This is a genomic window from Thiohalophilus sp. (assembly GCF_034522235.1).
Taxonomy (GTDB): Bacteria; Pseudomonadota; Gammaproteobacteria; order UBA6429; family Thiohalophilaceae; genus Thiohalophilus.
This window is the reverse complement of the sequence record NZ_JAXHLN010000003.1, coordinates 188387-208928: the sequence shown is the minus strand read 5'-3', so window position 1 is coordinate 208928 and position 20542 is coordinate 188387. Positions and strand designations below refer to the sequence as shown.

17 protein-coding genes are annotated in these 20542 nt (G+C 58.8%); 8 read left to right on the top strand and 9 right to left on the bottom strand.

Features of this window, described 5'->3' with window-relative positions; all coding sequences use genetic code 11:
* Positions 1-57: 57 nt before the first annotated feature.
* Genes U5J94_RS03845 through glyQ form a run of 3 tightly spaced genes read right to left on the bottom strand, consistent with a single transcriptional unit; the run spans position 58 to position 3414 of the window.
* Positions 58-390: a nucleoside triphosphate pyrophosphohydrolase family protein gene (locus U5J94_RS03845; RefSeq protein ID WP_322564317.1), complete on the bottom strand. Its 333-nt coding sequence runs from the start codon at positions 388-390 to the stop codon at positions 58-60.
* A 4-nt stretch (positions 391-394) separates the two neighbouring features.
* Complete coding sequence (gene glyS, locus U5J94_RS03840; protein ID WP_322564316.1) at positions 395-2497, bottom strand: glycine--tRNA ligase subunit beta; 2103 nt, start codon at positions 2495-2497, stop codon at positions 395-397.
* Positions 2494-3414: a glycine--tRNA ligase subunit alpha gene (glyQ, locus tag U5J94_RS03835; protein WP_322564315.1), complete on the bottom strand. Its 921-nt coding sequence runs from the start codon at positions 3412-3414 to the stop codon at positions 2494-2496. Before glyQ ends, glyS begins: the two co-directional genes overlap by 4 nt.
* 82 nt (positions 3415-3496) lie before the next feature.
* Between glyQ and U5J94_RS03830 the strand changes: the two genes are divergently transcribed.
* The 8 genes from U5J94_RS03830 (at position 3497) to ntrC (ending at position 11890) form a co-directional block, all read left to right on the top strand.
* On the top strand, positions 3497-3772 hold the full coding sequence (locus U5J94_RS03830) for a hypothetical protein (RefSeq protein ID WP_322564314.1): 276 nt from the start codon (positions 3497-3499) through the stop codon (positions 3770-3772).
* 375 nt (positions 3773-4147) lie between these two features.
* Positions 4148-5191, top strand: coding sequence for a hypothetical protein (locus tag U5J94_RS03825; RefSeq protein WP_322564313.1), 1044 nt, complete (start codon positions 4148-4150; stop codon positions 5189-5191).
* Positions 5188-5424, top strand: coding sequence for a sulfurtransferase TusA family protein (locus tag U5J94_RS03820; RefSeq protein ID WP_322564312.1), 237 nt, complete (start codon positions 5188-5190; stop codon positions 5422-5424). Before U5J94_RS03825 ends, U5J94_RS03820 begins: the two co-directional genes overlap by 4 nt.
* The gene (locus U5J94_RS03815) at positions 5411-6595 is read left to right on the top strand and encodes a cation diffusion facilitator family transporter (protein ID WP_322564311.1); all 1185 of its coding nucleotides are present in this window, start codon (positions 5411-5413) and stop codon (positions 6593-6595) included. Before U5J94_RS03820 ends, U5J94_RS03815 begins: the two co-directional genes overlap by 14 nt.
* Before the next feature lie 212 nt (positions 6596-6807).
* Positions 6808-8214 (top strand): glutamate--ammonia ligase, encoded by a 1407-nt coding sequence (gene glnA, locus U5J94_RS03810; RefSeq protein ID WP_322564310.1) that lies wholly within the window; start codon positions 6808-6810, stop codon positions 8212-8214.
* Between the two features lie 363 nt (positions 8215-8577).
* Positions 8578-9198 carry a DUF4124 domain-containing protein gene (locus U5J94_RS03805; RefSeq protein WP_322564309.1) on the top strand — a complete coding sequence of 207 codons (621 nt, stop codon included), beginning with the start codon at positions 8578-8580 and terminating at the stop codon, positions 9196-9198.
* Between the two features lie 228 nt (positions 9199-9426).
* On the top strand, positions 9427-10491 hold the full coding sequence (gene glnL, locus U5J94_RS03800) for a nitrogen regulation protein NR(II) (RefSeq protein WP_322564308.1): 1065 nt from the start codon (positions 9427-9429) through the stop codon (positions 10489-10491).
* Positions 10492-10498: 7 nt separating this feature from the next.
* Positions 10499-11890: a nitrogen regulation protein NR(I) gene (gene ntrC / locus U5J94_RS03795; RefSeq protein ID WP_322564307.1), complete on the top strand. Its 1392-nt coding sequence runs from the start codon at positions 10499-10501 to the stop codon at positions 11888-11890.
* A gap of 183 nt (positions 11891-12073) precedes the next feature.
* Here ntrC and U5J94_RS03790 read toward each other — a convergent pair whose 3' ends face one another.
* The 6 genes from U5J94_RS03790 to U5J94_RS03765 all read right to left on the bottom strand — a co-directional run bounded on the left by U5J94_RS03790 (position 12074) and on the right by U5J94_RS03765 (position 20503).
* Complete coding sequence (locus tag U5J94_RS03790; protein WP_322564306.1) at positions 12074-15898, bottom strand: LamG domain-containing protein; 3825 nt, start codon at positions 15896-15898, stop codon at positions 12074-12076.
* A 94-nt stretch (positions 15899-15992) separates the two neighbouring features.
* Entirely contained in the window at positions 15993-16439 is a 447-nt protein-coding gene (locus tag U5J94_RS03785) for a hypothetical protein (protein ID WP_322564305.1), read from the bottom strand.
* Between the two features lie 253 nt (positions 16440-16692).
* Positions 16693-17496: a prepilin-type N-terminal cleavage/methylation domain-containing protein gene (locus U5J94_RS03780; protein ID WP_322564304.1), complete on the bottom strand. Its 804-nt coding sequence runs from the start codon at positions 17494-17496 to the stop codon at positions 16693-16695.
* Positions 17496-18047, bottom strand: coding sequence for a type II secretion system protein (locus U5J94_RS03775; protein ID WP_322564303.1), 552 nt, complete (start codon positions 18045-18047; stop codon positions 17496-17498). Before U5J94_RS03775 ends, U5J94_RS03780 begins: the two co-directional genes overlap by 1 nt.
* Complete coding sequence (locus U5J94_RS03770; protein WP_322564302.1) at positions 18037-18477, bottom strand: type II secretion system protein; 441 nt, start codon at positions 18475-18477, stop codon at positions 18037-18039. Before U5J94_RS03770 ends, U5J94_RS03775 begins: the two co-directional genes overlap by 11 nt.
* Before the next feature lie 4 nt (positions 18478-18481).
* Complete coding sequence (locus U5J94_RS03765) at positions 18482-20503, bottom strand: O-antigen ligase family protein (RefSeq protein WP_322564301.1); 2022 nt, start codon at positions 20501-20503, stop codon at positions 18482-18484.
* Positions 20504-20542: the final 39 nt, after the last annotated feature.

Sequence of the window (20542 nt, the reverse complement as noted above, 5' to 3'; positions counted from 1 at the left end):
AGAATAAAATGGATAAATTAAACAATTGTTCTTGGTGTCTTCGTGTCTTGGTGGTGATCAGTTGTCTTTAAATTCAGAAACGCGGATCCGCCCGTTGACCATTTTCGATTCGCGTTGCATGATTTTGTCCATCTTGTCCCAGAAAGCCTGGTTCAGATCAAAGTCGGCCGAGATGGCCGTGCCCATGATCAGAATCAACAGATCGGCAACCTCTTCGGCCAGCTGTTCCTTGTCTTTGCCCTTGGTGACGCAGGCGGAGATCTCGCCCAGTTCCTCGGCCATCAATGCGATGCGATAGGGCAGGTCCTCGCCACCGGTGCCTTTGAAATCATGCTTGTCGTGAAACGCCTGCACGGCCTGGAGCATTTCGTCATAGGAGTCGGGGTTCATCGGCTTATCCTTGCAGACGGGAAATGTCCGCGATTTGCATAAACAGTTGATGTAGCTGGTTTAACAATGCCAGGCGATTGTCGCGCAGGCTTTTATCGTCAGCCATGACCATCACCTGATCGAAAAACTGATCCACCGGTTCGCGCAGTCCGGCCAGAGTCGTCAATGCCGGCTGATAATCGCCCTGATCGATCTGCTGCTGGACCTGCTGTTGCAAGCCGGCCAGGGTATCGTACAGGGCGTTTTCCGCCTTCTCCTCGAAACGTGTCGGATCGATCTGCTGTGGTAACGGGCCTTCGACTTTCTTGAGAATGTTGCCGATGCGTTTGTTGGCGGCGGCCAGGCTGTCGGCGGCCTCGAGCTGACGGAAGTGATCCACCGCCTTGAGCCGTTGCTCGATATCCAGCGGCCGGGTCGGGCGGTTGGCGGTCACCGCATCGAGCACATCCGCGCGAATGCCCTGATCGCGGTAATAGGCCTTGAGGCGTTCGAGAATAAAGCCGATCACCGCTTCCACAGCTTCATCTGCCTTGAGGGATGGGTCGAAGCCCGCGGCGGACTGTTCCAGCAACGCCTGCAGATCGAGATCGAGTTGCTGTTCGATCAGAATGCGCAAGACCCCGAGTGCGGCGCGGCGCAGGGCGAAAGGATCCTTGTCGCCGGTGGGGATCTGGCCGATGGCGAAAATGCCGACCAGGGTATCAATCCGATCGGCCAGTGCCAGTGCCTGGCTGATTACCTCTCCGGGCAGATCGTCGCCGGCGAAGCGCGGTTTGTAATAATCATCCAGCGCCCGGGCAACCTGCGGGTCTTCGCCGTCGAGTTCGGCATAGTAACGGCCCATGATGCCCTGCAGTTCGGGGAATTCACCGACCATCTCGGTCATCAGATCGCATTTGCACAGCTGTGCGGCGCGGATGGCCCGTTGTTTGTCGCCACCCAGTTGTTCGGCAATGCTACCGGCCAGTGTTTCCACCCGCCGGGTCTTGTCGTACAGCGTGCCCAGTTTTTGCTGGAAGACCACACTCTTGAGTGAATCGAGACGTTGTGCCAGCGACGTCTGGCGATCCTGTTGCCAGAAAAACTCGGCGTCGGCAAAGCGCGGGCGGATAACCCGTTCATTGCCTTTTTGCACCTGTTCGGGCTGTTTGCTTTCGATATTGCTGATGGTAATAAACAGCGGCAGCAGCTGACCGTTGTCATCCACCAGATGGAAATACTTCTGGTTGGTTTTCATGGTGGAGATCAGCGCCTCCTGGGGGACATCCAGAAAACGTTCATCGAAACGGCCGGTGACCGCCACCGGCCATTCGACCATGGCGGTGACCTCATCGAGCAACGCTTCATCGATCACGGCCTGGGCCTTGTGTTGACTGGCCGCCTGCTCGATCTGGGCGCGCACGGCGGTGCGGCGGCGGTCGAAGTCCGCCATGACCTTGCCCTCGCTTTCCAGCAACACCTCGTATTCACCGGGTGCGGGTATATAAATGGTATCGGGATGATGAAAACGGTGACCCCGGGTTTCGCGTCCGCTGGTCACGCTCAGAATCTCCGCCTCGATCACCTCGTCGCCGAACAGTAACACGACCCAGTGCACCGGGCGCACGAACCAGGCATCCAGATCGCCCCAGCGCATGCGCTTGGGAATGGGCAGTTTATCCAGGGCGTTGCGCACGATATCGGGAATAAGTGATTCAGCGGACAGACCGGCTTCATAGTGTTGAACAACAACCTTGCCTTCGTCATTGGTCTGTAGATCTTCTGCGCTGGCGCCCCATTTGCGAGCAAAGCCTTCGGCTGCTTTGGTGGGACAGCCATCTTCGTCAAATGCAGCAGACACATGAGGACCGGGTCGTTCGATGGTGCGGTCCGGCGTGGATTCCGGGAGACCTTTAACAAGTAATGCCAGTCTTCTCGGGCTGGCATATTGTTGAATCTCGGGGTTGCCCAGGCGACTTTCCTGAAGTCCGTAACGCACCCACTCTTCAAAGGCAGCGGAAAGGGCCAGCAGTGCTTTGGGCGGCAGCTCCTCGGTGCCGATCTCGACAAGCAGATCCCGGTGTCCGTCTTTTCGAAAATCGCTGGTTTTGGTGACGGGGGAATTCATTTGTCACCCTCCTGGCACATCGGGAAGCCCAGGGCCTCACGAGCGGTATAATAAGCCTCGGCCACGGCGCGGGAGAGGTTGCGCACCCGCAGGATATAACGCTGGCGTTCGGTGACCGAAATGGCATGGCGCGCATCGAGCAGGTTGAAACTGTGCGAGGCCTTGAGCACCTGTTCGTAAGCGGGCAGCGGCAGTTGCGCCGCGATCAACTGCTGGCTCATCTTCTCGGCCTGGTCGAACTGGTGGAACAGATCGTCCACGTCGGCGTGTTCGAAGTTGTAGGTGGACTGTTCGACTTCGTTTTGATGAAACACATCGCCGTAGGTGACCTTGCCGCGCGGGCCGTCGGTCCAGATCAGATCGAACACACTCTCCACCCCCTGCAGGTACATGGCGATGCGCTCCAGTCCGTAGGTGATCTCGCCGGTGACCGGCTTGCAGTCCAGCCCGCCGACCTGCTGGAAATAGGTGAACTGGCTGACCTCCATGCCGTTGAGCCAGACTTCCCAGCCCAGCCCCCAGGCGCCAAGCGTGGGCGATTCCCAGTTATCTTCCACAAAGCGGATATCGTGCACCAGCGGATCGAGACCGAGCATTTGCAGCGAGCCCAGATACAGCTCCTGGATATCCAGCGGCGAGGGTTTGATCACTACCTGGAACTGGTAGTAATGCTGCAGGCGATTGGGATTCTCGCCATAACGGCCGTCGGTGGGCCGGCGCGAGGGCTGCACATAGGCGGCGGCCCAGGGCTCGGGGCCGATGGCGCGAATGAAGGTGGCGGTATGAAAGGTGCCGGCTCCCACTTCCATGTCGTAGGGTTGCAGGACGATGCAGCCCTGTTCGGCCCAGTACTGTTGCAGGGCGAAGATCAGCCCCTGGAAGGTACGGGCGGCGGCGGGATGGCGGGATTTGCTCAAGCGGACACCTTTATTAATATGGACACAGCGAAAAGAGCGCTCATTATAGCCGCGCCGTCTGCCGCTGATAACCTCATGGCGCGTGGTTTTTACGGCCGCCGGTGCAAAAAGAGTCAAGTTCGGTTCCGGATGGGCCGATGATTTTTACAGGGCGATTCACATCGTGATCGCCATGGATATCCTGCAGGCGATCCGCAACCTGCGCCAGGAACAGCAGCTGGATCCCCTGGGCAGCCTGGAACTGTGGCAGGACACCGGCTCCGCCGTGGCCCGCCAGGCGCTGGGCGACATCACCGATGCCACCCCGCAGGCCGATCCCGACCCCCGCCGGACCCGTGGCAAAGGGCGACTGCACTAAAAAAACCCAACGCAGAGGCGCAAAGACGCAGAGGAACGCAGAGAAACAATAATTAATTCTTGCGGTTCCCTGGCCCCCGTTTTAGGCAAGGATTCAAGCCAGGGTTAAATAACTGATTTCATAATCAGTTTTTAGTTGAACTGGTCTGATCGGGTTTTTGGAAAACCGGGATCTTTTGCCGCGCTGGTTATGTGGTAATTTTACAGGCTTGCTCCCCACGTCAACCTGACCAGGTCCTTGCTGTAACAGAAAAAGAAAACTCTGCGTTCCTCTGCGTCTTTGCGCCTCTGCGTTAAGATTGTCTTCGTGAGTCGGGAGACGGAATCTGCTATCCTTGCTCTCCCCAGACCAACCCCGCAACACCGGTAACTACCCATGTCCGAGCAACGCAAAGCTGTCGCCCTGATTTCAGGCGGTCTTGATTCCATGCTGGCCGCGAAGGTGCTCATGGAGCAGGGCGTGCATGTGGAGGGGATCAATTTTTTCACCGGCTTTTGTGTCGAAGGGCATACCCACGCCATCCGCAAGCAGGATAAAGACAAGCCCAGGCGCAACAACGCCCTGTGGGTGGCCGAGCAGCTGGGGATCAAGCTGCATATCGTGGATGTGATCGAGGAATACAAGGATGTGCTTTTGAATCCGAAACACGGTTACGGTCAGCACATGAATCCCTGCCTCGACTGCAAGGGTTTCATGGTGCGCAAGGCGCACGAATGGATCGCGGCCAACGGCTTTGATTTTATTGTTACCGGCGAGGTGATTGGTCAGCGTCCCATGTCCCAGCGCAAGGACACCATGCCAGTGATTCAGCGCGAGTCCGGCGCGGGCGATCGGTTGCTGCGTCCGTTGTGCGCAAAGAATCTGCCACCGACGTTGCCCGAGCGCGAAGGCTGGGTGGATCGTGAACGGCTCTATGATTTCAGCGGTCGTTCGCGCAAGCCGCAAATGGCGCTGGCGGCGCAGTTCGGTTTTACCGACTACGCCCAGCCGGCCGGCGGCTGCTGTTTTCTCACCGACAAGAACTATTCCGACAAACTGGTGGATATGTGGCAGCATCGACCCGGCCGCGATTACCAGCTGGATGACATCATGTTGCTCAAGGTGGGACGCCATCTGCGTCCGGCGCCCAACTACAAGGTGATCATCGGGCGCGAGGAAGGCGAGAATAAATTCCTGGAAGGCTATCGCAACCAGTTTGTCCATCTGCGCATTGCCAGCCATAACGGGCCGCTGGCCCTGATCGATGGCGATATCAGCGAGGCCGACGTGGAAACCGCCGCGCGGGTTGCCGCCCGCTTCAGCCAGGGGCGTGATGCCGAGGCGGTCGAAGTGGAAGTGAACTACACTGATGGCCATCGGCGCACCCTGCAGGTCGCGCCCCTGGCCATGGATGGTATCCCCGGCGAGTGGTATTTGTGAGTACTCACCAACTGGATGCCCGGCGTCTGCTCTGTCCTATGCCGGTGATCCGGGTGCAGGATGCGATCGCCGCGCTGGCCCCCGGCGAGGTGCTGGAGGTGACCTGCACCGATCCGGGCGCGCTGAACGATGTCCCCGCCTGGTGCCGGATCAACGGTCATCAGGTGCTGGAAACCACGCAACAGGATGAAGAGATCGTGATCCGCATCGAGGTTGGCGATGGCAACGACTGAACAGGATCAGGCCCCTGTGATTACCCGTGCCGAGCGGGGTGATCGCACCCGCCAGATTACCCGGGTCACCCTGGTCGGTGCTCTGGTGGATCTGATTCTCGGTGTGCTCAAGGTCGTGGTCGGCTGGCTGGCCCAGTCCCAGGCGCTGATCGCCGACGGGGTCCATTCCTTCTCGGATCTGGCGACTGATGCGGTGGTCATTTATGCCGCCCGCCACTCCAGCCGGGAGGCGGATGCCGAACATCCTTACGGCCACGGTCGCTTCGAGACCATGGCGACGGTGGGTCTGGGGATCGCCCTGATGGCTGTGGCCCTCGGCATCAGTATTGATGCGGTGATCCGGCTGTTCAATCCGGACAAGCTGCTGCACCCGAGTTTCTGGGCGCTGGTGGTGGCCGCTGTTTCGATCATGGGCAAGGAGGCGATCTACCACTACAGCATGGTGATCGCCCGCAAATACAAGTCCCACATGCTCAAGGCCAATGCCTGGCACAGCCGCTCCGATGCCATCTCCTCGCTGATCGTCTTGCTCGGGGTTGCCGGCAGCATGGCCGGCCTCGAGTACCTCGACGCCATCGCCGCCATCGGCGTTGCCTACATGATTGCCAGGATCGGCTGGGATCTTTCCGCCCACAGCGTCAAGGAACTGGTGGATACGGCCCTGGAGCCGGAGCGCCAGGCGGTGATCCGGGAGGCGATACTCGAGGTCGACGGCGTGCAGGCGCTGCACATTCTGCGCACTCGCCGCAGCGGATCCGAGGCCCTGGTGGATGTACATATCCAGGTCGATCCCTATTTGAGCGTGTCCGAGGCCCATTACGTCAGTGAACGGGTGCGCAAGAAGGTGATCACGGACGTGGAAGAGGTTAACGACGTCACGGTGCATATCGATCCCGAAAACGATGAGAAAGTACCACTGAATCTGAAACTGCCAAGCCGCAGCGATGTGCTCGCCCGGCTGGAAAAGGCCTGGAGCGAGATTGAAGAATCCCGCCGGATTGCCCACACTACCCTGCACTATCTGGAGGGCGGTATTCAGGTGGAGCTGATCCTGCCGATCGACCTGGTCCTGGAACGGGACCAGAATCAGCGCGAAGCCCTGCGCCAGCGTTTTGCCCGCGCGGCCCGGGAAGTGGACGGGGTGCAATCGGTCCGGTTGCTGTACCGTTAATGCACCGAAATGATGCTAAAACTGCATTATATGCACTGTTATGGTGCGCACGCTCCCGCATGGCGGCCACCGGGGGTATAAAACCCCTGTCGAATCAGCCTGTTACGGTGTGGCATGGTTCGTGCACCTGATTGGGCAACCGATTTTGGACTGCGCCAACGACAGCGCAATTCTGGATAACACTGAATATTGAGATAACCGGAGAAGCTTAAATGTCTGACAAAGTCATGAAGATGATTAAAGATAACGGCGTCAAGTTTATTGATTTCCGTTTCACCGATACCCGCGGCAAGGAGCAGCACGTTTCCGTGCCGGCCCACGCCGAGGATGAAGACCTGTTTACCGAAGGCAAGATGTTCGACGGCTCGTCCATCTCCGGCTGGAAGGGCATCAACGAATCGGACATGATCCTGATGCCCGATGCCGACAGCGCCTTCCTGGATCCCTTCTCCGAAGAGCCGAGCCTGAACCTGACCTGTGACATCCTGGAGCCGACCACCGGCCAGGGCTACGAGCGCGATCCCCGCTCCATCGCCAAGCGCGGTGAAGCTTACCTGCAGTCCACCGGCATTGCCGATACCGCCCTGTTCGGCCCGGAACCCGAGTTCTTCGTCCTGGACGACGTCCGCTGGGGCTCGGATATGAGCGGCGCCTTCTACAAGGTGGATTCCGAAGAAGCCGAATGGAACTCCGAGCGGGTGTATACCGACGGCAACATCGGTCACCGCCCGGGCATGAAAGGCGGTTACTTCCCCGTACCGCCGGTCGATTCCCTGAACGATCTGCGTGCCGCCATGTGCCTGGCACTCGAAGAGGTGGGCGTGCCGGTTGAAGTGCACCATCACGAAGTCGCCACCGCCGGCCAGTGTGAAATCGGCACCAAGTTCAGCACCCTGGTGGAGCGGGCCGACTGGAACCAGCGTATGAAATACGTGATCCTCAATGTCGCGCACATCTATGGCAAGACCGCCACCTTCATGCCCAAGCCGCTGGTCGGCGATAACGGCAGCGGCATGCACGTGCATCAGTCACTGATGAAAGACGGACAGAACCTGTTCTCGGGTAACGAATATGGCGGCCTGTCCGAAACCGCGCTCTACTATATTGGCGGGATCATCAAGCATGCCCGTGCACTGAATGCCTTCACCAACGCCTCGACCAACTCCTACAAGCGTCTGGTGCCGGGTTTTGAAGCGCCGGTGATGCTGGCCTATTCGGCCCGTAACCGCTCCGCGTCCATTCGTATCCCGTACGTGGCTAACCCGAAAGGTCGTCGCATCGAGGTGCGCTTCCCGGATCCGACCGCCAACCCGTACCTGGCCTTCACCGCCATGATGATGGCCGGTCTGGACGGCATCCAGAACAAGATCCACCCGGGCGACGCCATGGACAAGGACCTGTACGATCTGCCGGCCGAAGAAGCCGCCAGCATCCCGACCGTCTGCCACTCGTTCGACCAGGCGCTGGATTGTCTGAGCGAAGACCGGGCCTTCCTGACCCAGGGTGGGGTGTTCACCGATGATGTCATCGATGCCTACATCAAACTGAAGATGGATGAAGTCACCCGCTTCCGCATGACCACCCATCCGGTCGAGTTCGACATGTACTACAGTCTGTAAGCAGCAACACAGGCGAAAACAAAACGCCCCCGCAAGGGGGCGTTTTTGTTTCAGGACGTAAAGATTTTTACCACCAAGACACGAAGACACCAAGAATCAAATTTATAATAAACTAAAATGTCGGGCTTTTGTTCGGTCGTAGTAAAGGCTGTGGGATGCGTGGAACGCATCCTATGGTATGTCCCGGATACAAAAATCATTTCCTTCGTGTCTTGGCGTCTTGGTGGTTAGCGTATTTCGTCGCCCCTCGTTACTCGTCCCTCGCCCCTGAGCTATTACTTACGAAGCGGATTCTTGACCAATAAGCCCGCCCTGAAGTAAAGATCTATTGTGGATATGCCGTGCCAGGGCTATTCTTGAGATATGAAAAATTACTGCCTGATTATTTTGCTGTTGTTCACCCTGCCGGCTGTGGCGGCCGACAAGGTGTACAAAAAGGTCAACCCGGACGGCTCGGTGGAGTACAGCGATCAACCGATAGAAGGCAGCGAGGTGATGTCGGTGGAGCAGGCGCCCACCACCCGGTTTGAAAAGTCTCCTGATATCAATTACCAGCCGCCGGAGCGTGAGCGAGAAGACGCGTCGAGGTATGAGGTCACCATTACCTCGCCGCGTAATGATGAGTCCATCCGCGCCAATGCCGGTAACGTGACGCTGCAGGGTAACGTTCAGCCGGCCCTGCGCGGTGGCCATCAGTTACGCTGGCGCCTGGACGGCGAGCCCCTGGAGCAAACCGGCGCCGCGGTGAATCTGACAAATGTCGATCGGGGCACCCACACGGTGAAACTGGAAGTGGTGGATAATGACGGTGAGGTTCTGGCCGCGAGCCCTGGCGTCACCTTCCACCTGCTGCGTCGCAGTATTACGCCATCGAGCTCGTCCTCGGGTTCCGGGCCAACGCCCACCAATCCGCCGAAAGTTACGATTCCCGGACCAACACCGACCAATCCGCCCAAACCGTCACCGCCTTCATCCACCCCCTGACCGCGTCGCACTACTTTGGTGCATACAGGCCCCGCCTGCGCTATGCTGTAGTGTGTGCAGTATGCCGTCGCGGTCCAAAACAGCGCAGCGATGTCAAAACAGCACTGAGCAGGCTCACTAACTGCTTGTAATTCAAGCCCTTTATCGGGCTGGCCAAAAACCTGCCGAACGGGCACCGAAAATGGTGCGTTATGGTTTGGTTCTTGCTACAGCCCGGGTATGGAGACGATGACCCCATCCCCCGATTTGCAACAGCGTGTCCTTGAGGCCATGACCTCGGGGCTGATGCTGTTCGACCAGGATTTGCGCCTGCGCTATGTGAACGCCGCGACCGAGATGCTGTTTGGCAGCAGCGGGCCGCATTTGATCGGCCACCGTTTCGAGGAACTGTTCGAAACCCCCGACAATGTCGCCGATGAATTGCGCGAGGCCCTGGCCAGCGGGCATCCCTTTACCCGCCATGAGGTCACACTCAAACTGGTGCACGGCCACGAGGTGGTGGTGGATCTGACCGCCCTGCCGCTGATGGAGCGCGAGCAAAGCCCGGAGCTGCTGGTGGAGGTCAGCCAGATGGATCGCCTGTTGCGCATCGCCCGGGACGAGAGCCGCGCGATCCAGCAGCAGACCACCCAGCAGATGCTGCGCGGTCTGGCCCATGAAATCAAAAATCCGCTGGGCGGATTGCGCGGCGCGGCCCAGTTACTGGCGCGCGAGCTGCCCACCGATGAGCTCAAGGAATACACCGGCGTCATCATCAGCGAAGCGGATCGCCTGCAGAAGCTGGTCAATCGGATTCTGGGACCCAACAAGCTGCCGAAACTCTCGCAGGTCAATATCCATGAGCTGCTGGAACATGTGCGCAGCCTGTTGCTGGCCGAGGCATCGCAGGGGGTTCAGATCCGGCGGGATTATGATCCCAGTATTCCCGACCTGACCGCCGATCGGGATCAGATCGTCCAGGCCCTGCTTAACATTATTCGTAATGCCATCGAGGCGCTGCAGGGTGAAGGCGAAATCCTGCTGCGTACCCGGGTGGTGCGCAAATTTACCATTGGCCAGAAACAGCATGATCTGGTGGCGCAGATCCAGATTATCGATAACGGCCCGGGCATCCCGGCGGAGATTCTGGAGCGGATTTTCTTCCCCATGGTCTCCAGCCGGGCCGAAGGCACCGGTCTGGGGCTGGCCATCGCCCAGTCACTGATTCAGCAGCACAACGGCATCATCGAATGCGACAGTGAACCGGGCCGAACCGTCTTTTCCATCTATATACCGATCGAACTTGAGGCGTGAGACAACCATGAGCAAGGAAACCATCTGGATCGTCGACGACGACCGCTCAATCCGCTGGGTGCTGGAGAAGGCCTTTAAAAATGCCGAGATGGAGGTGCGCAGTTTCGACGAGGCCGACAGCGTATTGCGCGCGCTCAATCGCAGCGAACCGGATGTCATCATCAGTGACATTCGCATGCCGGGCATGGACGGCCTGGAGCTGTTGGGCCGGATTCATGATAAATACCCCGGGTTGCCGGTGATCATTATTACCGCGCATACCGATCTGGATAGCGCGGTCAGCGCCTATGAAGTCGGCGCGTTTGAATACCTGCCCAAACCCTTCGATGTGGACGAGGCGGTGGATCTGGCGCGCCGCGCCATCAGTCATCGACGCGAAACCGATACCGGCGAAACCCCGGCGGGCCAGATAGACGCCGAGATCATCGGTGAAGCGCCCTCCATGCAGGAGGTGTTTCGGGCCATCGGTCGTCTGGCGCGATCCAATATCACCGTGTTGATCAACGGCGAATCGGGGACCGGCAAGGAGCTGGTGGCCCAGGCGCTGCATCGCCACAGCCCACGTGCCGGACAGCCGTTCATTGCCCTGAACATGGCGGCGATCCCGCGGGATCTGCTTGAGTCCGAACTGTTCGGCCATGAAAAAGGCGCCTTTACCGGCGCCAATACCGCCCGTCAGGGCCGCTTCGAACAGGCCGACGGTGGCACGCTGTTTCTGGATGAGATCGGCGACATGCCCTCGGAACTGCAGACGCGGCTGTTGCGCGTCCTGGCCGACGGCGAATTCTACCGGGTGGGTGGACACAGCGCGGTCAAAGTGGATGTGCGTATCATTGCCGCGACCCATCAGAACCTGGAAAAGCTGGTGGAACAGGGGCGCTTTCGCGAGGATCTGTTTCATCGCCTCAACGTGATTCGCATTCACATCCCCGCCATGCGCGAGCGGCGCGAGGATATCCCGCTGCTGGCACAACACTTTTTGAATCGCGCGGCCAAGGAGCTCAATGTCGAGGCGAAAAGCCTGGACAAGGCGGTAATGGAGTACCTGGCGCGACAGGATTGGCCCGGCAACGTGCGGCAACTGGAAAACACCTGCCGCTGGCTGACGGTGATGTCCCCTGGCCAGGTCGTGCACATCGACGACCTGCCCCCCGAGATGCTGCACAGCAAGGACGAAACTCGTTTCGACGGTGACTGGAGCGAACTGCTGCGTCACTGGGCCGAGCAGGAACTCTCCCGGGGCCATACCGCCATCCTCGATCAGGCCATGCCGCAATTCGAGCGGGTAATGATCGAAACCGCCCTGAAAAAAACCGGCGGCCGACGCCAGGACGCCGCCAAACTGCTCGGCTGGGGGCGTAACACTCTCACCCGCAAGATCAAGGAACTGAATTTATAACAAGAGCTGAACCACCAAGACACGAAGACACCAAGTAAATGCTTGATGTGACGAAGTATTGCTATCTGACACTGTTCATTGCGATGAGAGAATCGGTACGTAATACAAATTCCGTTGTCACTTGAGCTTTAATTGATAATAAATTATTTCTTGGTGTCTTCGTGCCTTGGTGGTGAATCTTTGTTACTGGAATTTTTCCCGCCAGTAGATGATCCGATCGTCGCCCCGGTAGCGGCCGAAGGTGGCGGTGGACTCGGGGTCTTGCTCGCTGCCATCGTCGTCCCAATCGAATTCTAAATACGCCGGTGCGTTGGCACGTACGGTGACGTTACCGTAGATCGGGTTGTCGGGATCGAAGTTAGCATCGCTGTCGGGTGCCTTGAGATAGAGCGTATAAACACCATCGTCAGGCGTGTCGGTATACCAGATATCCGTGTCCAGTGCGGCAACTGCACAGCCGTCAGAACCACTGGTGTTTCCAGGGTTACCGTTATCCTGCACACAGGTCTCACCGCGCGAATCGCCATCGCCGACAGTCACGGTATCGGTGGGATTAAGCAGATCGATGGTGACGCCGTTATCGCACTCGTCGAGTGTGTTGGTGACGAAAGCGCTGCCGTCGTAGTACTGGGCGAACATCGGCACCTGCAGATCTTCCAGCTCGGAACCGTAGGCATTGTCCAGTGCGATCCGTCCGCTGCGGATATTGAGCTGGCCTTCGGTATAACCGCTCGAGCTGACCCCGTCACCATCGGTGGCACGCAGTTGGTTAATGGATAACGGTGCGGTTTCCTTGTCGGGGAAGGTGTAGGTGACATCATTGCGTACGCCGATTCCGTCGTTGGTCGTGAAATAGGTGGTATCCAGCGTGTTGTTGGTGAAGTTGGTCGTGTTGCCGGCATCGGAAATCACCGGATCGCGCACGAATCCGTCGCGGTAATTGCGTGTCGGGTTACCGCCCAGGTTCAATGAATCCAGCGTCACGGTAAAAGGTTGGCCGGAATAGGTAAATGTTCCATTACAGGCCTCGGTGGCGGTGACATCGAAATGGTGCGGGGTGAAGCGGCCGATATTGTCACTGGTATTGTCCGCCGTGGACCCGATGCTGGTCTCGCCAAAGTAATCCACACCGGTCCCAAGCGAGGTGGTGAAGGTGAAGACGCCGACTTCCGAGATGGTCTGGTTATCGATTAAATGTTCGCCGTTATCCGTATCGGATATGTCGAAGCTGGTGACGTTGATGCTGCCGCTATCACCGCCCCCTGGCGCCACCAGGTTGTGGCCGAGGCTGATGTTATCCAGCTGGAAATTGGGCGTGACGCTGTTGTCGGAACAGGCCGCGCGTACCTTGAGGTTGAAGCTGGTGCCGGCGCTGGTGAACGCCGAGCATGTGGCGTCACCCGCTGCGCAGTCGGCGTTGGCATCATCGGAATAGACATAGAACTTCGCCGGTTTGGTCACATAAGTGTCGTTACCGATCATGGTTAGCCCGGCATCGTCACCGCTACCCTCATATTTGGCATTCAATGTCAGCCGGCCGGCATCGGGATAGGTCAGGTTGTAGATGGCGTCGGCGTTGGCATCGAACTGTACCGGCACATTGGGCGTGCCGGGCTCGGCATCAGGCAGGGTGTAATCATTGGTTGCATGAGTCAGGGTGACATTCTGCGTACCGCTGGCCGGGTCGGAATAGTTTGCCCAGATCTTGAGATTTTTGGTTGTGCTCGAAAAGGCCGGGACACATCGTTCTGGATTGGTGGTGCTCTTTCTGACAGCACTGAGAGTCAGACTCGTCGAGGTTTCACAGGAGGTCTGGGCCGGTACATCGATCAGGAAACCCGTGTCATGAAATGTGAGCTCGCAACTGTCGGTGCCGTCAGCCGTGTTCACGCAGACCGGCGGAAAGTCAGCCGAGGGCGAGGAGCTGGCGACGCCCAGGGTGACCGCCTCCGCCGTGGTGTGGCGTAGATCGAAGCTGGCCGAGCCGCCGCTGATGATCTTGGTGTCGCCCCCCACCCAGCCGGTGGGCGACAGGGTGACGCTGACGTCGCTGGAAGCCTCGGTCGTACAGCCACTGTCCAGACAGGCTCTGATCGTGACGGGTTCCGGGTTACAGGTCAGGGCCGATCCATCATGACGGATCTCAAAATGATCGATGCCGGTCGGGCAGTCTTCGGGCCGCAGAACAAGCATCTGGCCAATGTTGTCGGTATCACTGGCAGTTGCGGTACGGTCACCGGTGGCGCCTGCATTGGGTAATGCTTGTATGCCGGTGGCGATGGCAATGCCATTGGGGCCACCACCCGTGCGTGGTTGATACAGCGTGGTTAGAGAAGCCGTGGGAGTGACATCGGTATTCCCGCTCGCACTGGCAAACAGCGCGACCAGATAGCCGTTGTCTTCTGTGCTGGTGACAGAGGGCGCAGTGATGGTCGAATCGTCGTCGGCCTGACCACTGTCGTCATCAATCGGATCCGTGACATCGACGCCACTGAAGGCGGTAATACCACCGGCCGCGCGATCATTGGGAAAGGTCCATTGATAAGATGCGGGTTCACTGCCATCGACAACACGATAATAAATGGTTTGGGTCGAAGTGCGATCCAACCATAGCCCCGAAACATCATCGCGGACCTTGGTCCAGCCAGCAGGAGCTGAAATATTGTCACAGTTAGTAAAACAAAAGTCATCGCGACGAACAGCAACCTGGGCAATCAGTACATCACCGGTTTCTACACCTGCTGGTATATCGAGTGAGAGCGGGCTGCCATTGCTGGTGTTTGTAGTTGTTGCACCAGGGGTAATCGGATCACAAGCAGGCGGCGGCGTGCCTGAACAGGTGCGTGTGGAGCCGTCCCAGTTGTTACCGCTGCTTTGATTGTTATAGCCTTGCTGTACCTCGCTGTCTGCCAATACAGAATCGAAAATCAGAATTTCGTCGAGTTCACCCTGAAAGTATTCCGGTGACCCGCCGGTATCTTCAATACGACCGATACTGCTGTACTCTGTCCCGATAGTGCCAGAGGCAATGGTGCCGGAGGTATCCAGGTTGCCGTCGATATAGATCTTGTATTCGCCATTAGTGGCATTGCGGGTCAGGACAATGTGGTGCCAGAGATTGTCATTGATAACAGTATTCGATTTCGCGCTGTTGTCATTGCCTACAGTGATCCCAATGCGTCCGGCAGCGTCAATCCAGCCCCAGAAAATATCATCCGTGCCGCCGCTTTGCTCAACACCGGTTATCCCGGGAGCCTGCCAGGCCGTGTTGTTGCCCGTTTGTGTGGTTCTGATCCAGAAGGCCAGGCTTGCCGTGCCATTGAGGTTGTCTGACAGATTCGGAACATCCACATAGTCGTCATTTCCGTCGAAAAGACCGGCGCGGCAAATACGTCCCGGATCAAGCGTATCGGCACCGTTGGCTGCGGTGCCGTGATCAGCATTGCCGCTTGAATCCAGTACTTCGCCGCTCGTCCCGTTCCAGGCATCTTCGTCCAGACGGTAATCGGCAACCGGAGGTAAACTGACCGTAACGGCATCAGTTAGCGTGAAGAGAGTGCTGGCGCCGTCACCGCAGCTATCATCCTCATAGGCGATGAAGTACGCATTATAAGTCCCGCTGGATGTCGGAGCAGTGACGGAAAAACTCTCATTGTAAGTCCCTGCGCCACGATGATCTGGTGTGTCTTCACAGCTGATTGTGCCTGGCGGTGAGGTTGCAATGCGCCAGTCGGTGGATTCCCATCTTGTCGCGGGACTATTACCCGGAGGACCGGTGGTTGTAACGGTAACGGAGGCGGTAATTGCCGCCCCGGGCTCAACAGTGACCGAGGCAGAGCCGTCCAGGGTGACGGAGTCAATGGTTCTGTCCGCCAGGGCTGCAGGTGCCCAGATGAGGCAACCCAGGACAAGCAGAACCCAGGCCCACAGACCGGCAGGGCGAGACGTGCGAATTTCGAATTGTCGGTATTGCGGCATAAAAGACTTATCGGCAGTTAACCTGTCCAATTTTAGCAATCCTGGTTGTTGTTATTGGGCCGTTTATCGGCCATAAGGCCCTGATTATCGATAAAAGAGGTTATCCGGGGCTTTTTCACCCAGGTCAATCAGGATGGCGCACCATCACCTCGATTTGCCGGCGGGTGTCATTACCCGCAAAGCTGCAGGCGGCGTCGCTGGTGACCCGGTAATAGTCATCCCCGGCCAGGGTCAGGGCCTCGCAGGTTAACGTGGCGCTGCAGCCGTCCTGGGCCGGCGCTGTCAGGGTGATGCTGGTACTGACGGCGCCGCAGCCGGGGTTGTTGCCATTCAGCGGCAGCAATTGTGCCACAGCTGTCTGGGCGCCGGTTTCGGCGGCATAGAAGGTGCGGATCGACTGCACCTCGCTGGCGACCGAGCGCTGGCCGGTCTGGCTCAGGCTAACCATGGCGGTGCCGATCAGGGCCATGATCACGATGATGAAAATGGCCAGCGGAAGGCTGAAGCCGCCCTGGCGCCCGTGCCCTGCGGGCAGGGACGAGGGGCGAGGGACGAGGGACGAGGCATACAACAGGTGTCCGGGAGATGACAGGCTCTCCGTCCCGGACAGATCTGTCGCGGCGCAGCCGCTCCTATGCCCTGCGGGCAGGTGCGAGGGACGAGGGACCAGGGACGAGGCAAAGAATAGTTGACAGCACAAACCGCAGGAGCGCCATCGACACGTCAGGCTTTTCGTCCCGGACGGATTCGCGGCACAGCCGCTCCTACAGAAACGCGCATAACGCCACCCTGTAGGAGCGGCTGCGCCGCGATGTTTTTCGGATTCAGGGTACATTGCGGATTTGTACCTCGTGCAGCAGTCGTACCCACTCATTATCCTGTCGGACTCTTAAGTCGAGCGTCACGACACCATTGCGTTGCAGGGAGCCGGGATCATAACGAAACGGCGTCACCGCCGTGCCGCCGTCGCTGAGCTGAAGGTTTTCGGCCAGCAAGGCCCCGCTGCCGGCTGGCGGAATTGGCTGGACCGAGTTGATACTGTAACCCTGATAGCGACGCAGATTACCATCCGTGCCCAGACAATAGCTGACCGGTGGCCCGGTCAGGAAAAATCGTTTGCGCGGCGAGTCATGGGTAAAGCGATGACTGGAGGTAAGATAGACCTCCCCGTTGGCGGGATCGGAATTGCCATCATCGTAATCGGCCAGCGGTCCCGGGTTGTTCTTGTCATAAAGCGACGAGGTGCTGTAGGGATAGACCGCGACATAAGCCGTAGCCGGCGTTTGAGGCGCGATATAGTCAACCGCTGAAAAAGAGATGTTGGCGGCGGTTCGCGGGACCGACTCATAGGATGAGCCGCTTTGTACCGGGAAAAACTCAATACAGTGTGTTCCGCCGCTGTTATCGACCCGGATACTATTGGGCAGGGCATTACGCAGTTCGCGGGTCATTTTCTCTACGGCGATGCGAGCGGTGGAAGTCAGCTGGTCGCGGCGAACTGTATCGCTGTAGGCTTCCATGCTGCGCACAATATACATGGCCGTGCCGGCACTGATGGCACCGAGCACAACAATGACCACCACCATCTCGACCAGCGTAAATCCGTATTGTCGGGGGAATCGTCGCATCAGAAGTTGGTCCGGTACACGGTGACGGGAATTTGCTGGTTGCGTGGTGTCCGTACAATCAGATCGATGCGTTTGGCAAGCCGATCGTCGCCAAAGCCGAGATCGGTGCCGGCATAACTGATACTGACGCTGACATCGTAATCCGAATAGTTGGGTAAAGGATTGTCATCGGCATCGGTGGCCGGCTGAAAAGCCGGATTGTGGTAATCATCCACGTCATCGAACAGATCGCGAGCTTCACTGCCATCGGGGCCAAAACCGCCCTCGGCGGTACAGGGATCGCCGTCCGGACTGTCGCAGGGCGGCACGCCGCCCTGCGGCGTGTTTTCGTCATACTTTTTGGCGCCGATCTCATCCAGATACAGCTGGGCAATCTCCATCGCCCGGGTATTGACCAGTGCCTCGGGGGCACCGAGCAAGGTGCGGTTGATCACCAGCACCACGCCGGATAATCCCACCGCCAGCACCACGATAAACACCACCATCTCCACCAGCGTAAAGCCATCCTCGTCCCTCGTTACTCGTCCCTCGTAACTGTGTTTAACAGTCATGCGCATACCCCGTGGTTTCGATTCGTACACAGCGGGTAATGCCGTTGCTAATGTTCAGGGTCAATGGGCCACTCAAGGGTCCGGAACCGTCATAGGCGTCGCCGAGGCTATCGTAACTGATATTGGCGGCGGTAATTGTGATGTCGCCGGGCAGATCGATGGTCATGGGTGAGCCGCTGCCGCTGTGGGTGATGGTCACTCGCTTGTTACTGTTGTCGGTGCTGAACAACACGTTGCCGCCGTTGTTCATCGCCAGTTGCTGGGCGTGGCGGGCCGCGGCGATCACCTGGGCCTGGGCCGAGGATGGCGTGACGCTGCCGCGATCGATGAAGCGCGATACCACCACGACCGAGAGGATGCCGAGGATGATGATCACGGCGATCAGCTCCACCAGGGTAAAACCGCGATGGCGTTGCGCAAAAGGACGCATCGATTCAGTAACGCTGTGAGGGGCGGCGCCGGCCCTGTTGTTGTTGAAGTTCATAGGCACGTTGGAACTGCTCCAGTCGGCCCTCCAGGCGGGCGGCAAGTTCCCTCTCACCGCTTTGGGCGGCCAGTTGCGCGGTAAGTTGCATATACTCGAGCAACTCCCGGCTCAGGCTGTGGTACGGGTAATTCAATCCTTTTTTAAGTATAGCAAAGGCCTGTTCCGGGCGATCCTCTGTCCGATACAAGCGGGCAATTGCCAGACGGGCGGGCAAAAAGCGGGGGTTGCTCTTCAATGCTTTGCGGTAGTAGGCGGCCGCGGTGTCGGGATCGCCGTCTTGCAGTTCGTGCAGCTTGCCCTGCAAATAGGGCGTGTGGGCCTGATAGGGATTGAGCTTGGCCGCGGTGTCGAGTTTGTCGGCCGCGTAGTCGAGCAGGTCCGCACGTTTGGGGCTGTTTTCGGGGATCAGTTCGGCGCTGCGAATCAGCAGATCGGCGTCGGTGTAAAAAGGGCTGTCCATATAGGGCGACAGGCGCTGGGCGCGTTCGAAGGCAAAATGCGCTTGCTGCACTTGCCCGCTGGCGGCCAGTTTTGCGCCGCGTTGATGGTAGTGGTCGGCCAGTGCCAGGGTGACAAAGTAGCCGCCGGCGGTCAGGACGACGGCAAAGCTGAGCAGATAAAACGACAGCGGCTGAAAGTGCGGTTTCCAGCCAAAGCGCAAACAGTACGCGGGGGTTTGCCGCGCATAGAGGCGATCGAGGCGGGCCAGATAGAGGCCGGCCACGATCATCAGCGGCAGCACATAGAAGTTATAGCTAAAGGCGCTGTGGATCCCCAGCGCGAGCAGGGCCGCGAACAGGCCAAGCGCCTCCAGATAATCAACCGGAAAAGAGGCGGAAGGAATCGCGGCGGAGCCGCTCCTACCGGGCTGCGGAGAATCGGCGGCTGCAGGCGCGCCTTTGGCGCGATAGGTCCGCATCAGGCGAATAAATTGCCAGATCAACACGCTGATGATCAGCAACAGAAAAAACAGCCCCGGCAGCCCGGTCTCGGTGGCAATCTGCAGATAATCGTTATGCACGTAGTAACCGGCGCTCTTGTCCTCCAGGCGGGCCGAGGTCGGCAGCTTGAGGAAAAACGCGCCCAGGCCGATGCCGGTCAACGGCTGGGCCTGCAGCATCTCCCAGGCCGGTTGCCAGAGCACAAAGCGCGGATTGCCCGACTGCTCGGGATCGGCCAGGGTGGCCATGCGCGAGAACATATCCTTGCCACCGATCCCGCCAAGCTGGCTGTAGGCCGACGCCAGGACAAAACCGCCCGCCAGCCAGCCGGCCAGCGTCCCCAGGCGAGGCAGGGCAACCCGGCGCCAGGCCAGGGCGAACAGCATGCCCGCGGCCAGGGCGAAGGCCAGCAGCGCGCCGCGACTGGCAATGATCCCCAGCACAAAGGTGAACAGCAGCAGGCCCGCGATGATCCCGGTGCGCCGTTTGCCCGGGGACGCGCTCAGATACACCGCGGCCAGCGGCAGCAGCGCCAGGTTGATCAGGGCGGCCAGGGAGTTCGGGTTATAAAAGCTGGCGTCCGGCGAGATACCGTAAACCAGCTGTTCCACTGCCCCCCACAGGGCCAGCCCCGCGGCGAGGAAGATGACTAAACCCAGGTCGAGGCGCCAGGTCGTCTCGTTGTCGGGTTGGAGCATCCGGATCAGCACGATCAGGGCGAAGGCACCGACCCACCAGAGATTCATCATCCCCAGATAGGGCACCGGATGGTAGAGCAGGCTCAGCCCGAGAAAACCGAGAAACAGCCCGCAGGCCAGCGCCAGCGGGGTGACGATCACCGTATGCTGGCGGTGATACCCCTGCAGCAGCGCCAGCAACAGCCAGCCGAACAGGGCCAGCAGGGCAATGCTGTAATATTGGAGATAAAAGCCGTTGAAGATCAGCGCCGCGACGAGGGCGGTGAGAAAAAGCAGAGTGGAGAAAATCGCCGTTCGGGATTCGGCGGCAGCGGGGAATAAACGGGTCATTGAAATAACAGAGGCAGCAAAGGCTGCCTCTGTTTGGGT